The organism is Pseudomonas sp. ERMR1:02 (assembly GCF_002277815.1).
Taxonomy (GTDB): domain Bacteria; phylum Pseudomonadota; class Gammaproteobacteria; order Pseudomonadales; family Pseudomonadaceae; genus Aquipseudomonas.
In genome coordinates this window covers 20,472-35,137 of the sequence record NZ_NKJI01000002.1, presented here as the reverse complement: position 1 = coordinate 35,137, position 14,666 = coordinate 20,472, and the positions used below count along the sequence as shown (strand labels likewise).

Below are 14,666 nucleotides of genomic sequence, written 5' to 3'. Positions count from 1 at the left end.
ACGAGCAGGTTAATCCGGGTATTTCTAAATTGCATCCAGATTTTGCATACAATAATTAGAGGAATGCACCATTATGGGTCATACAGTTGCAATTGAAGTGCGAAACGTCTCCAAACGGTATTCCGACGATCCAGGACTGGCTCCAGCACTGGACAACGTCTCGGTCGATATTGCCGACAACGAGTTCTTCACCCTGCTCGGCCCCTCCGGCTGTGGCAAAACCACCCTACTGCGCACCATCGCTGGCTTCGAGCACGTCAGCGACGGTGAAATCCGCCTCGCCGGTGAACCGGTCAATGACCTGCCGCCGTTCAAGCGTCGGGTCAACACGGTGTTCCAGAGTTACGCGCTGTTTCCGCACATGAGTGTTGCGCAGAATATCGCCTTCGGCCTCGAGATGCAGGGTCTTGATCGCAAGCAGATCGCGCAGCGGGTCGATGAAATGCTCGCGTTGGTGCAAATGCAGCATCTGGCCCGACGCAAACCGGCCGAATTGTCCGGTGGTCAGCAACAACGGGTGGCTCTGGCACGAGCCCTGGCGCCGAAACCAAAAGTGCTGTTGCTCGACGAACCACTGTCGGCGCTGGACCTCAAGCTGCGCAAGGAAATGCAGGTCGAACTCAAGCGCGTGCAGAAGGAAGCCGGGATCACCTTCATTTTCGTCACCCACGATCAGGAAGAAGCCCTGACCCTGTCCGATCGCATCGCGGTGATGTCCGCCGGCAAGATCCTGCAGATCGGCACGCCCAATGACATCTACGAACGGCCGCAGCATCAATTCGTCGCCCAGTTCATCGGCGATATCAACTTCCTCCCCGGCCACCTCAAGCGCGGCCAGCACAACGAAAATCTGTTCGTGCCCAGCGGCATGCCGGTGGAAATCCCCTGCCCGGCCCAAGGCATCGACGGCAAGGTGCAACTGGCGTTCCGCCCGGAACGTTCGCAACTGGTGGACCCGGCGCAACCGCACCACCTGCGTGGGGTGATCGAAGCCGTGCTGTACGTCGGCACCGCGACCCTCTACCAGTGCCGCTTGAACAACGACATCAAGGTCATGCTGCGTGAAAACAACGAAGGTCTGAACCGCAATCGCGGGGTCGGTGATCGCGTGGCGGTCAACCTGCCGCCTCACGCCTGCCTGTTGATGGAGGCCTGAGATGAGCGTCAGCAGCACTTCTCCCGCCCTCAACCGCGCGCTATTGCTCAGCCCGGTGGTTCTGACCTTGCTGGCCCTGATCGCCATTCCGCTGGGCATCATGGGCTACATCAGCCTGTTGCCGCGCAACGTCTATGGCGGCGTCGACTGGCAGGCCAACTGGCAATTGCAAAGCTATGTACAGCTGTTTTTCCAGGAAGGATTCGACGGTGAACTGGAACTCAATTGGGTCTATGCCCAGGCGTTGTTGCGTTCGGTGTTCCAGGCCGGCGGCACGACGGTGTTGTGTTTCCTGTTCGGCTTTCCGGTGGCGCTGTGGATGTCGAGCCTGACACCGCGCCGGCGCAACCTGATGGTGTTGCTGATCACCATTCCGTTCTGGACCAACCTGCTGATCCGCAACTATGCCTGGCTGATCATCCTGCGCGAACAAGGATGGGTCGCCCAAAGCCTCAACGCGCTGTTCCCCAGTGCCGGCGGCATCACCCTGCTCTACAACGACTTCGCGGTCAGCGTCGGGCTGGTCTACAGCTTCCTGCCGTTCATGATTCTGCCGATCTACTCGACCCTGGAAAAACTCGACTGGCGCCTGGTAGAGGCGGCCTATGACCTGGGCGCCAATCGCTGGCACGCGTTGCGGCGGATCATCCTGCCGCTGTCGATGCCGGGGGTGATTGCCGGTTCCCTGCTGGTGTTCGTGCCTAGCCTTGGCGCATTCATCACCCCGGCGATTCTCGGCGGCGGCAAGACGCTGATGATCGGCAACCTGATCCAGCAACAGTTCGGCACCGCGCGCAACTGGCCGCTGGGCAGTTCGCTGTCGTTCCTGTTGCTGGGGATTCTGCTGCTGTCTCTGGTGCTTTACGCCCTCTATAGCCGAAGCGCCGCCAAAACTCTTCGTCGGGGAGCCACCGCATGATTGCCCTGCACCTGAAAAAACTGCCGATGACCCGGGAAGTCAGCCTGCTGATCCTGGCCTATCTGTACCTGCCAATCTTCGTCCTGATCGCCTACAGCTTCAACGCCAACCGCTCGGCGACGGTGTGGACCGAGTTTTCGTTCGCCTGGTACGGACGCATTCTGGCCAACCCGTCGATCCAGACCGCAGCGCTGAACTCGATCATCGTCGCCAGCATTGCCACGGTGTGCGCCACGGCGATTGCCTTGCTCGCGGCATTGGCGACCTACCGGCCGTTCTACGGACAGAAGATGGTCGAAGGCGGGATCAACCTGCCGCTGATCCTGCCGGAGATCGTCACTGCCGTGGCCACCCTGCTGTTGTTCATGGCGCTGGGGATCAAGCTCGGTTTGTTGACGGTGATCGTTGCGCACATCGGCTTCTGCATTCCTTTCGCCTACCTGCCGATCCGTGCACGTCTCAATGACCTGGACAAGAGTCTGCTGGAAGCGGCGAACGACCTGTACGCCAACCCGTGGCAGGTGTTTCGCCGGGTGACCTTGCCGCTGCTGTGGCCGGCGGTGTTGTCTGGTTCGGTGCTGGCGTTCGTGGTCAGCCTCGACGATTTCATCATGACTTTCTTCGTTGCCGGTCCCGGTTCCACGACCCTGCCGGTGTACATCTTCTCGGCAATCAAGGCCGGCGTGACGCCGGAGATCAACGCAATCTCGACCCTGATGCTGGTGATTTCCATCGTGCTGGTGGTGCTGGCCTTCTGGCTGGGACAGCGCGGCAAAAACCAATAATCCTGGAGCGTTTGACTCATGAAAAAGAACATCAAAATAAAAAACATGTGTTTCGCAGTCACCGGTCTGGCCCTGAGCTGCTTCACCGCACTCACTGCGTTCGGCGCCCAGGCCGCCGAGCCCAAGGAACTGTTTTTCTACAACTGGACCGATTACTACCCGGTCGACCTGCTGGCCAAGTTCGAAAAGGAGACCGGGATCAAGGTCACCATGGACGGTTACGACAGCAACGAAACCCTGCTGGCCAAGTTGCAGGCCGGTGGCGCGGCCTATGACGTGATCGTGCCGTCGCAGTCGATTATGCGGAACTTGATCAACCAGAATCTGCTGCTGGAAATCGATGCCTCGACCCTACCCAATTTCCAGTACGTCAAACCGGCGTTCCGCGACCCAAGCTTCGACCCCGGCCGCAAATTCTCGGCACCGTACCTGTGGGGCACTACCGGGTTCTCCTATGACAGTGCCCGCGTGCCCGGCGGCAAGCTCGACGATTCGTGGAAGGAGTTTTTCGAGCCGCGCAAGGAGCTGCAAGGCCAACTCGCTGCCCTCGACACTTCCAGCAGCGTGATCAATGCCGCCAGCCATTACCTGAACGTCGACGAATGCTCGGAAAACCCGCAGGACGCCAAGCGCATCCTCGAACTGCTGCAAAAACAGAAGCCGTTCCTGAAGATGTACAGCTCGGACAACACCGTCGACCGCATGGCCTCCGGTGAAGTGATCATGATGCAGAACTGGAACGGTTCTACAGCGCGGGCCACCTTGCAGAAGAGCACCATCAAGTACGTGTATCCGAAAGAAGGCGTGGCGATGTTCCAGGACAACTTCGCTGTACCGAAAAGCGCGCCGCACCCCGGCAACGCGAAGATCTTCATCGACTGGATGATGAAACCGGAAAACGCCGCCGCCGTGTCCAACGCCATCGCCTACGCCAATGGCATCCAGAGCGACAAGCTGATCGACGCCAAGTGGCGAGTCATGGACGCCATCAACATGCCCGACGAATTCGCCTCGCGCCTGCGCCCTGAAAAGGAATGCAGCAACAAGGCGCGGGAACTGCAGGACCGGATCTGGGCGAAGCTCAAGGGCTGATCCGAAACCGAGTCGCGGCCTTCGCGGGCAAGCCTCGCTCCTACAAGTTTTGTGTTGTTCGCAAATGCCGCGTACGGCCTATGACCTGTAGGAGCGAGGCTTGCCCGCGAAGAGGCCCGCCCAAACAACACAAAATTTGAGGTATGCAATGACCCAACCCCGCTGGCTACGCAACGTACGCCCCTACGGCGCGCCCGCCGAAGACCTGCTGATCGAGAATGGCCACTTCACCCAGCGCCGCCCGGCCTCGACCAACGAACTGCTGACCACCGACATCGACGGCCAGAACCAATTGCTCACCGCAGCCTTGGTGGAAAGCCACGTGCATCTGGACAAAACCCTCTGGGGTCAACCCTGGCGCCCCAACAGCGCCGGCCCGACCCTTAAGGACTACATCGCCAACGAGCGGCGCATCCTGCGTGAAGTCGAATCACCTATTGCACAACGCGCCGGTGCCCTGCTGGAAAACTGCATCGCCCGAGGCTCGCTGACCATGCGTTGCCACGTCGACGTCGACCCGGAATTCGGTCTGCGCCATGTCGAAGTCATGCAGCAATTGCGAGAAACCTACCGCGACCTGATCGACCTGCAATTGGTGGTATTCCCGCAAACCGGCCTGATCAGTCGCCCCGGCACCGCCGAGCTGATGCGCGAAGCCATGGCGCTGGGCGTGGAGAACGTTGGCGGTCTCGACCCTTGCGGTATCGACAACGACCCCATCGCGCAACTGGACTTCGTGTTCAAACTGGCCAGCGAGTTTGACCGTGGCGTCGACATTCACCTGCACGACAAGGGCGAGCTGGGTCTGTGGCAGATCGCACTGATCGCCGACTACACCGAGCGCTTCGGGCTTCAAAACCGGGTGATGATCAGTCACGCGTACTGCCTTGGCATGCTGCCGTGGAGCCAGGTCAAACCGGTGGCCGAACGTCTGGCGGCGCTGGGTATTTCGTTGATGAGTTCGGCACCGGCCGATTGCGCCGTACCGCCGTACCTCGCCCTGCGCGAAACCGGGGTGAACGTCTGCCTCGGTTCGGACGGCATTCGCGACGCATGGTCGCCCATGGGCAACGGCGACATGCTGGAACGGGCGATGCTGCTGGCGTTCCGGTTTGACTTGAACAAGGACGACGAACTGGCAGCGGCGTTCGACGCGGCGACGGTGAATGGCGCCCGGGCGCTGGGTTGTGAAGGTTATGGCGTCGAGATCGGGCGGCCAGCGGACTTTTTGCTGATGCCGGTGCAGACCTTGGGCGAAGCCGTGGTTTCGCGGCCGCTGCGCCAGGTTTATCGCGGCGGGCAGTTGATTGCTTGCGGTGGCCGATTGCTGGAAAGCCGCTTGTGAAGCGCATCGGTCTCAGAAGCAGCTGCGTGGTCGGCTTCGACGGCACGCAACATGTGCTCTGGCGTAACGGCGAGGTGGTTTTTGAAGGCTCGCGCATTGCGTTCGTCGGTCGCGATTATGCAGGACCGGTGGATCAGTGGATCGACTACGGCAACGCGCTGATCGGCCCCGGTTTCATTGATCTGGATGCCTTGGGCGATCTCGATTCCACGGTGTTGACCCTGGACAACGGCGACGAACGCGACATGGGCCGGATGTGGTCCGCCGACTATCTGGCGCGCGGGTCACGGGAAAGCTACAGCCCTGATGAAGAGGTTTTCAAATACCGTTACGCCTTCACCCAATTAATCCGCAACGGCATCACTACGGCCATGCCGATCACCTCGATGTACTACCGCGAGTGGGCTGAGACCTTTGACGAGTTTGCGGCGGTGGCCGGCGTAGCTGCCGAGCTGGGACTGCGCATCTACCTCGGTCCCTGCTACATGAGCGGCATGAGTTACTGGCAGGCCGACGGCACGCTGTCCCACCACTGGGATGAAGCCCGAGGCATGGCCGGACTCGATGCGGCCGAGCGGTTTTTCCGGGATTTCGAGGGTGCGAATGGCGGCCTGATTCGCGGTGCGCTGCTGCCGGACCGCATCCAGACATGCACGCCGGCGCTGTTGCAACGCACCGCTGCGCTGAGCCGCGAACTGAACGCACCGATGCGTTTGCATTGCTGTCAGGGCCTCGGTGAGGTGGCAATGGTCGAGCAATTGCGCGGTGCCTCACCGCTGGGCTGGTTGCAGCAGCTAGGGCTTTTGAGCCCTCGCAGTCTGTTGCCCCACGGCATCTACACCCACGGCGATGACGACCTGCAACGGGTGGTGGATGGCGGCGCGAGTCTGGTGCATTGCCCGGTGGTGTTCGCCCGGGACGGCGAGGCGTTGAACTCGTTCGGTCGCTATCGGGCCAAGGGCATCAACTTCGCCCTGGGCACGGATACCTGGCCGGCGGACTTGCTGGACAACATGCGTCAGGGCTTAAACATCGCGCGATTGATGGAGGGCGGCAATTCGCTGACCAGCACACTGGATATGTACAACGCCGCCACCCTCGGTGGTGCCAGGGCCTTGGGCCGCGATGACCTTGGACGTCTGGCGCCGGGAGCCAAAGCCGACATCACCGTGTTCAGCCTGCGCGGTTTGCACCTGGGGCCACTGTTCGATCCGCTGAAAAACCTGGTGTTGGCCGGGCGCGGTGACGACTGCATCGCCAGTTACATCGACGGCCGCTGCGTGATGCAGGACGGTCAGGTCAAGGGTGTCGACTACCCGACCCTGCAACGCCAGGCCCAACAGCAATTCGAAAAACTGATGCGCAGCCACAGCGACCGGGCCTTTGGCCAACCGGACTGGAAACCCTGTTCCAACCGGCCATCCCGTATGCCGACGACTACAGCGCACAGGCGCCACTTTGCGCCATTGATCCACTTCTTTAGAGAACTCTGCCCATGCAAAGCTTCGACTTCAGCCAACTGAGCCCAAGGGACAAGTACAAGATTCTGATCGGCAGCGTAGTGCCACGCCCGATAGCGCTGGTCACCACCGTCGACGGTGAAGGCCGGATCAACGCCGCACCGTTCAGCTTTTTCAATGCGCTCTCGGCCGATCCGCCGATCCTTGCGCTGGGCGTGGAAAACTACGGTGACCAGAGCCCCAAGGACAGGCCCATGTGCGAGACGAGCTGATCGACCCGAAAACCCTGTACATCGACCAACTGGGGCTCGATGCGATCGGGCGGATGGGTGGGCATGGCTATGCGCGTACGCGGGATTATTTCGATTTGCCGACCCGCTCGTTACAGGCGTGGACGGATGCGCCGCGGGTTGGGGAGCGGTTTTGGCCAAAATGACCTGCACACGCCCCCCTGTAGGAGCGAGCATGCTCGCGATGGACGTCAACGATAACGCTGGCAGCCTGACGCCCCGCGGTGTTCAGTCGTCCATCGCGAGCATGCTCGCTCCTACAGGGGACCGTTTGGTTCAGTGGAAGTCCCGGCTGCGCACGCTGATGCCATCTAACAGGGGGCTCAGGTCGCTCAAACGCCCGGCAATCAAGTGCCGCACCTCGCCCTCCTTTTCCCAGCGTCCATCGACCTTGAGCAACTGCGAGCCGACCAGCACCTGCCGCTGTCGCTCGGCCAGGTCGCGCCAGACCACCACATTGACGTTGCCAAACTCGTCTTCCAGGGTGAGGAAGGTCACGCCACTGGCGGTGCCCGGCCGTTGTCGACCGGTCACCAGTCCGGCAACGCTCACCGGCCGTCCATGCTCGACTTCCAGCAGTTCTTTCGAACTGCGACAACGCCGGGCTTTCAACTCGCCGCGCAACAAGGCCAGCGGATGAGGGCCGAGGGTGGTGCCGAGACTGTTGTAGTCGGCCAGCAAATCCTCGCCGACGGTGGGTTTGGGTAGCGCCACCGCGCCCTCCTCCTGACGGGGCAGGCCGGCAAACAGGCCGAGCTGTTTGTGCACCCCCGCCACTTCCCAGCGCGCCCGATGACGGTCACCGGCCATGCCCCTCAGTGCGCCGGCATCGGCCAGTTGCTCCTGAGCTCGGGCGTCGAGTCGTGCGCGCTCGCCAAGGTCGGCGATGTCGGCAAATGCACCCCTGGACCGCGCCGCCTCGATGCGCCGGGCATCGTCCTCGCGAAATCCCTTGATCATTCGCATGCCCATGCGAATCGCCGGTTGTGCGCCGGCAATCGGCTCCAGGCTGCAATCCCAGTCGCTGGCCCGCACGTCCACCGGGCGAATCTGCAAATGATGCCGGCGCGCATCCTGCAGGATCTGGTCCGGACTGTAGAAACCCATGGGCCAACTGTTGATCAGCGCACAGGCGAAGGCTGCCGGCTCGTGGCATTTCAACCAGCAACTGGCGTACGTCAGCAAGGCGAAACTGGCGGCGTGGGACTCGGGAAAACCGTAGCTGCCGAAGCCTTTGATTTGTTCGAAGATCTGCGCGGCAAATTCGGCGGTATAACCGTTTTTCTTCATGCCGGCGGCCAGCCGCTCCTTGTGCGGCTCGAGCCCGCCGTGACGCTTCCAGGCCGCCATGGAACGGCGCAACTGATCGGCCTCACCGGGGCTGTAGTCGGCGGCGACGATGGCGATCTGCATCACCTGTTCCTGAAACAGCGGCACGCCGAGCGTGCGTTTCAACACCTCCCGCAACTCTTCGGAGGGGTAGCTTTCGAGTTCTTCCTTGTTTCGTCGCCGCAGATAGGGATGCACCATCCCCCCCTGAATAGGTCCCGGACGAACGATGGCCACCTCGATCACCAGATCATAGAACTTACGCGGCTTGAGCCTGGGCAGCATCGACATTTGTGCCCGGGATTCGATCTGGAACACGCCGATGGTGTCGGCGCGGCCAATCATGTCGTAGGTTTGCGAGTCTTCAGAGGGGATCGTCGCCAGACTCAAATCCAGATGGCGATGACGGCGCAACAGATCAAAACAACGACGAATAGCACTGAGCATGCCCAATGCGAGGATATCGACCTTTAGCAGACCGACCGCGTCCAGATCGTCCTTGTCCCACTGGATGATGGTGCGTTCGGCCATGGCGGCATTTTCCACCGGCACGAGGCTGTCCAGCGGCTGCTCGGAAATCACGAAGCCACCGGGGTGCTGGGACAGATGCCGGGGAAAACCGATCAACTGTTGGGTCAGACTCAATACCCTGCGCAACACCGGGCTGTCCGGGTCGAATCCACCTTCACGCAGGCGTTCGACTGGCGGAGCCTGATCACTCCAGTGCCCACAGCAGTCGGCCAACGCATTGACCTGATCCGGTGGCAAACCCAGCGCCTTGGCCACGTCGCGTACCGCGCCGGCACCGTGGTAACTGCTGACCACTGCCGTCAGCGCGGCACGGGTGCGGCCATAACGCTGGAACACATACTGCAGGACTTCTTCACGCCGTTCGTGCTCGAAATCGACATCAATATCCGGCGGCTCGTTGCGTTCTTTTGAGAGAAAGCGCTCGAACAGCATGTTCATTCGATCGGGATCGATCTCAGTGATGCCCAAGGCGAAACACACCGCCGAGTTGGCCGCCGAGCCGCGTCCCTGGCAGAGAATTTTCTCGCGCCGGGCGAAAGCGACGATGTCCTGCACGGTCAGGAAATAGCTTTCATAACCCAGCTCGGCGATCAGCCCCAGTTCCTTGTCGATCAGCCCGCGCACCTTCTCGCTCGCACCTGCGGGCCAGCGCTGGCGAACGCCACGTTCGGTCAATTCTCTAAGCCAGGACGCTGCGCTGTGTCCTTGGGGCACCAGCTCCCGCGGATACTGATAACGCAATTGCCCGAGGTCGAAAGTGCAGCGCCGGGCAATGGCCAGCGTTTCGTCGAGCAAGGCTGGCGGATAGAGCTCGCACAGGACGTCGAGGCCGCGCAGATGCCGTTCGCCGTTGGGGTGCAGGCGCAACCCGGCATCGGCCACCGGCAGGTGATGACGGATCGCGGTCATGGTGTCCTGCAAGGCACGGCGACCGCGCGCGTGCATGTGCACATCGCCGCTGGCCACTGCGGGAATCTGCAGTTCCCTGGCCAGGCTCATCAGATCATTCAAGCGCCGGGTGTCGTCCTGACCACGATGCAGTTGCACCGACAGCCACAGGCGTTCGGCGAAAACCTGTTTCAGCCAGCGGCCCTGCTCGAATTCATCGACCGCGTCCGGCACCCACAACACCAGCACCCCCGGCAGTGGCTCGCGCAAGTCTTCCCGCAGGATTTGATAATGGCCTTTCTGCGTGCGGCGGCGGGCCCGGGTGATCAGTCGGCATAGAGTTTGGTAACCCTCGAGGTTCTCCACCAGCAGCACCAGTTTCGGGCCGTTTTCGATGCGCATCTCGCTGCCGATGATCAGCGGCAGCTCCACGGACTTCGCCGCTTGCCAGGCACGGACGATACCGGCCAGGGTGCATTCGTCAGTGATCGCCAGCGCCTGATAGCCCTGTTTTTTTGCCCGTTGAAACAGCTCAAGGGCGCTGGAGGCACCGCGCTGGAAACTGAAATTCGTCAGGCAGTGCAGTTCGGCATATCCAGCGTTCATGCGAACCAGCCCTGCAACCACAACGGGCCGTCCTCGCCGACCGCACGCCAGGCCCAGCCTTGCTGGCCGGCGCGGGTTTCGATCAGGTAGTAATCGCGACGTACGTCGTCGCCGTCCCACCAACCCGATTCGATGCGCTCCGGCCCCATGAGAATGCGCGCCGACCCCTGATGCACGGCCAACGGCTCAGTCAACAACCAGCCCGGGCGCTTCACAGCCGGGAAGACCGCACAGGGCCGGCTGTCGGCACTGGCCTGCCACGCGCATTCAGGTCGGTGATCGGCTTGAAAGCGCAGGCCATGCACCGCGTCATCCCCCAGCCGTGCGCGCAGGCGTTCGCGCAGTTGCTCCCAGGGCAAGGACTGTTGCGGACGGTCGTCGAACAGCTCCTGAAACTGCGGTACGAAGCTTGGCAAGTCTTCGGCGCGCAGACGAAAACCACGCACCGGCGCCTCGACCTGGACCTGTTCCAGCCGCCCCCGGGCCAGTTCGAAAAGCATCGCAGGATCACGCTCGGCACTGAGCAGGCCGACCTTGATCAGCGTGTCCGGCAGCCCTGCATGTTCAAGGTGCAGATCGAAGCGCTGCACACCGCTGTCCCGGCCGCAGAGGAACGCCGACAGATCGCCGGTCAAGCGGCGCAACGGAAACAGCAACGCTTGGTGCGATTGCACATCGAAATTAAGCTCGATGCGCACATCGAAGCGATCCGGCGGCAGATAGAACGCCAGCGCCAGCCGCCGCAACCCGAGCATAGCGTCCAGATGCTTGAGCACCTGGGCCTCGAAACGCCGGGCCAAGCTCTGCCGGGGCAACGCCTGCACCTGACTGAAGGTACGCAGCCCCATGCGCGACAACGCCGTGGCGACATTGGCCTCCAGCCCGATCCGGTCGATGGGTAATTGTCCGAGGTGATGCTGCAAGGCTTGATCGTCGGGCACCACCAGACCGTCATAAGCGTTGGCGAGCATCCGCGCCGCCACCGGGTTGGGCGCGGCGACAATGCGATGACGAAAGCCCAGCTCGCCGAGTTCGCTACGCAAGCGCGCCTCGAATTGCGGCCAGGCGCCGAACAGGCCCAGGCTGGACTCGATTTCAAACACCAATGCCCGCGGGTAATGCACGCTGACCTGGGAACTGAACCGATAGGCCCACGCGGCGAGAAACTGCTGCCAGTGTTCGATTTCGGCGACGTCGTACTCGGCCGTGGCAAAGCCTTTGCTCAAGGCCTGGGCGGCGCTCATGGACTGGCCGGGACGCAGGCCCAGGGCTCGCGCCGGGCCATTGACCGCCTGCAACACCCGGCGCTGGGCCGGGCCGGTCAGCAGCACCAGTGGCTCGTCGGGATCGGAGCGCTGACGCAGTACCGCGTCCAGCGCCAATTGCGGGAACAGAATGCAGACCCAGCGCATGGCAACCTCAATGCCCCACGGCGAAGGCAATCGGCGCCGAACGGGCCAGACCGCCCCGGCACTTGAGGACCCGCAATTGCGCAGGCTTGGCATCGATGGCGATGCGCAGGGCCGCTGGCGAAGGGTTCACCGCTTCACTGAGCGAGCGATAGGCAAACGCCAGGGTCTGGCCGGTTTCCGCCGCCACCTGCAAGCGGCGCAAGGCGCGGTCATCGGCCTTGTGCGGCCAGCACAACACCGCACCGCAACTGCCCGAACGCAGGCATTGCTCTGCCGCCCACAGCGCATCGCGCTCGCTGGCCTGGATGATCGACAACTGGCGCAGATCGACCCCGGCGCTCTGCCAGGCCTGGGGGTACGGCACGTAAGGCGGTGCCACCAGCACGATGCGCTCCCCCGCCGCCGACAGCCGCGCCAGCGCCGGCCACACCAGTTGCAACTCGCCCACGCCCTGCCCGGCCAAGAGGATTTCGGTCAATGCCGCTTCCGGCCAGCCTCCCGTCGGCAGCGCCGCATCCAGCGCGGCATGCCCGGTGGGTTGCGGGCTGGTGGCCGGCGGCGCAGGCCGGCCCTTCCAGACCTGGCCGCCATTGAACAGCGTATCCAGCGCGACGACGGCACCCATCAGCCTTGCCTCACCAGACCGCAGAACACCCCTTCGATGGCCAGGTCCCGGTCGGCTTCGACGATGATCGGCTGATAGGCCGGGTTGCGCGGCAACAGGCGAACCGTATCGCCGACCCGCTCAAAGCGCTTGATGGTGACTTCGCCGTCGAGCCGCGCCACGACGATCTGGCCGTTGAGCGCCTCGGGGTTGCGGTGCACGCCCACCAGATCACCGTCGAGAATGCCGTCCTCGATCATCGAGTCGCCGCGAACCCGCAGCATGTAGTCCGGCAACCGGGAGAACATCGACGGGTCGAGCAGCAAGCGGCTATGGATTTCGGCATCGGCACCGATCGGCGCCCCGGCCGCCACCCGACCGAGCACCGGGATGTCCAGCAGCTCGGGGCGCGGCGGCTGCCCGAGCAGGCGAATGCCCCGGGCCTGATGCGCATTGACTTCGATAAACCCGGCTTCGGTCAGCGCCAGCACATGCTTGCGCGCCACACTACGGGAGGCAAAGCCGAACGCCTCGCTGATTTCAGCGAGGCTCGGGGACTGACCATGCTCCGCGATTCGATCACGGATAAAGGTCAGGATAGCGGTACGGCGGGGAGTAAGAGTCGTCATGGAGTACATTTGTACTCTTTTGCGATTTTTCTTACAAGGATTTACAGACAAGATGTAGGACGCGCCAAAAATCCTGTAGGAGCGAGCCGGCTCGCGAAAAAAACGCCCAGACACCCCAGGCATTCAGGCAGCCCACGTCATCGTTGACCTCCATCGCCAGCAAGCCGGCTCCTACGGGTGACAGAGTCCATCCGCAAAATCAGGTCGGCTGTCAGGCCGCCTCGAGCGCTTTTGATCTGGCTTTTTATCTTGATCTTCTTGCCACATCGAGAGGCCGAGTGGAGGTTCTGCGCAGTGGGTAAACCGGCATGGATGCCGGTTTAGCCGCCCTCTGCCAGGGATGGCAGATGGCGGCGACCCACGGAGCAGGACCGGAGCGAGGGCATGCCGAGCCCTGGCGAGGCACCGAACGAAAGGGGCAAGAGCGCTTGGTTACTTGGCGCTTCTCCAAGTGACTCGCTGTAAAAGCGAAACCAATAGCAGCCGTTACCGCAGGCATGGATATGTACACCATCGAAAAATACGTCGCCTGACACGCAGCCTTCGCAGCCTTCGCAGCCTCGTTTCACTCGACAGCTCCTACAACAGCTCCTACAACAGCTCTTACATAGCTCCTACGCGGCGTCTACAAGGGAGAAAGGGCGCGAGACGCCAGAAATTCTGCGATGTAATCAATAAAGGCCAGCACTTTGGCCGTGGCCCGTCGATGGCTGGGGTACACCGCCAGAATATGCGGGCCAAAGCTGTCCGGGTCGATGTCGTAGTCAGCCATCACCTGCACCAGCCGCCCGTCGGCCAGATACGGGGCGGCACTCCACAGCGGTGTGTGCAGCAGCCCGCGCCCGGCCAGGGCATTGGCCAGCAACAAGTCGTAATTGTCGCTGCGCAGGCGCGGTGCCTGCGGCTGCGGCAGGCTCAGGCGCTGGCCGTCGCGCTCGGCCCACCAGAACTCACGGCTGAGCAAAGGATGGTGATACAGCAACCATTCGTGCTCATCGAGGGTCTGCGGGGTGACCGGCAGCCCCTTGCGCGCCAGGTACTGCGGGCTGCCACACAGCGCCAGGCGATTGCTGCCGACCACACGGGCGATCAGCCCCGGCAGGTCGTCATGACCTTCACGCAGAGCCAGGTCGTAGCCGCTTTCCAGCAGATTGACGAACTCGTCGCACAGGTCCACTTGCAGGTTGATCTGCGGGTATTGCTCGAGAAAACCGCCACACACCTGATCGAGAAAAGCCTGCCCATAGGCCAGCGGCGCGGTGATTTTCAGGCTGCCGCGCAGACCGTGTTGCAACTGCTCGATTTCCTCGCCGGCTTCGTCCAGCCGCTGCAACACCTGGCGTGCGGTTTCCAGGTAAAGCCGCCCCGATTCCGTCAGCGAAATCCGCCGGGTGCTGCGCTCGAACAGGCGCGCGCCGAGCTCCGCCTCCAAGTGATTGACCGCTTTGGTCAGAGCCGACGGGGTCTTGCCCATTTGCTCGGCGGCACGGCTGAAACTGCCCAGTTGCGCCGTGACCACGAACATTTTCAGTGCACCCAACTTGTCCATTCTTTTTCCATTCAGGCAAAAACGTTTTTCGTGAGCGAGGCGTTCTGCGGGTCGCGACAAGTCACTATTCT

At 62.2% G+C, this 14,666-nt stretch carries 10 protein-coding genes and 2 pseudogenes; 7 read left to right on the top strand and 5 right to left on the bottom strand.

The annotated features are described in order from the left end of the window. The first annotated feature begins 73 nt into the window (after positions 1-73). The 7 genes and pseudogenes from CES87_RS03750 (at position 74) to CES87_RS03720 (ending at position 7,193) form a co-directional block, all read left to right on the top strand. The gene (locus CES87_RS03750; RefSeq protein ID WP_128605027.1) at positions 74-1,156 is read left to right on the top strand and encodes an ABC transporter ATP-binding protein; all 1,083 of its coding nucleotides are present in this window, start codon (positions 74-76) and stop codon (positions 1,154-1,156) included. Position 1,157: 1 nt separating this feature from the next. Beyond that, entirely contained in the window at positions 1,158-2,075 is a 918-nt protein-coding gene (locus CES87_RS03745) for an ABC transporter permease (protein ID WP_128605026.1), read from the top strand. Then, the gene (locus CES87_RS03740; RefSeq protein ID WP_128605025.1) at positions 2,072-2,860 is read left to right on the top strand and encodes an ABC transporter permease; all 789 of its coding nucleotides are present in this window, start codon (positions 2,072-2,074) and stop codon (positions 2,858-2,860) included. Before CES87_RS03745 ends, CES87_RS03740 begins: the two co-directional genes overlap by 4 nt. 18 nt (positions 2,861-2,878) lie before the next feature. Then, positions 2,879-3,952 (top strand): extracellular solute-binding protein, encoded by a 1,074-nt coding sequence (locus CES87_RS03735; protein WP_371858172.1) that lies wholly within the window; start codon positions 2,879-2,881, stop codon positions 3,950-3,952. 148 nt (positions 3,953-4,100) lie between these two features. Then, complete coding sequence (locus tag CES87_RS03730) at positions 4,101-5,297, top strand: amidohydrolase family protein (protein ID WP_128605024.1); 1,197 nt, start codon at positions 4,101-4,103, stop codon at positions 5,295-5,297. Then, positions 5,294-6,780: pseudogene (locus CES87_RS03725) on the top strand (amidohydrolase family protein). The gene CES87_RS03730 and the pseudogene CES87_RS03725 overlap by 4 nt, the downstream one beginning before the upstream one ends. Positions 6,781-6,792: 12 nt before the next feature. Next, positions 6,793-7,193, top strand: a pseudogene (locus CES87_RS03720) (flavin reductase family protein). A 130-nt stretch (positions 7,194-7,323) separates the two neighbouring features. Here CES87_RS03720 and CES87_RS03715 read toward each other — a convergent pair. From CES87_RS03715 to CES87_RS03695, 5 genes are all read right to left on the bottom strand, one after another. Further along, a complete protein-coding gene (locus CES87_RS03715) occupies positions 7,324-10,422 on the bottom strand; it encodes an error-prone DNA polymerase (protein WP_178081370.1) in 3,099 nt (1,032 codons plus the stop codon). Continuing rightward, positions 10,398-11,813 carry a DNA polymerase Y family protein gene (locus CES87_RS03710; RefSeq protein ID WP_128605022.1) on the bottom strand — a complete coding sequence of 472 codons (1,416 nt, stop codon included), beginning with the start codon at positions 11,811-11,813 and terminating at the stop codon, positions 10,398-10,400. Before CES87_RS03710 ends, CES87_RS03715 begins: the two co-directional genes overlap by 25 nt. A gap of 7 nt (positions 11,814-11,820) precedes the next feature. Further along, the gene (gene imuA / locus CES87_RS03705; RefSeq protein WP_128605021.1) at positions 11,821-12,438 is read right to left on the bottom strand and encodes a translesion DNA synthesis-associated protein ImuA; all 618 of its coding nucleotides are present in this window, start codon (positions 12,436-12,438) and stop codon (positions 11,821-11,823) included. Further along, complete coding sequence (lexA, locus tag CES87_RS03700; RefSeq protein ID WP_128605020.1) at positions 12,438-13,055, bottom strand: transcriptional repressor LexA; 618 nt, start codon at positions 13,053-13,055, stop codon at positions 12,438-12,440. The genes imuA and lexA overlap by 1 nt, the downstream gene beginning before the upstream one ends. A 616-nt stretch (positions 13,056-13,671) precedes the next feature. Then, positions 13,672-14,595, bottom strand: coding sequence for a LysR family transcriptional regulator (locus CES87_RS03695; RefSeq protein WP_128605019.1), 924 nt, complete (start codon positions 14,593-14,595; stop codon positions 13,672-13,674). Positions 14,596-14,666 lie beyond the last annotated feature (71 nt).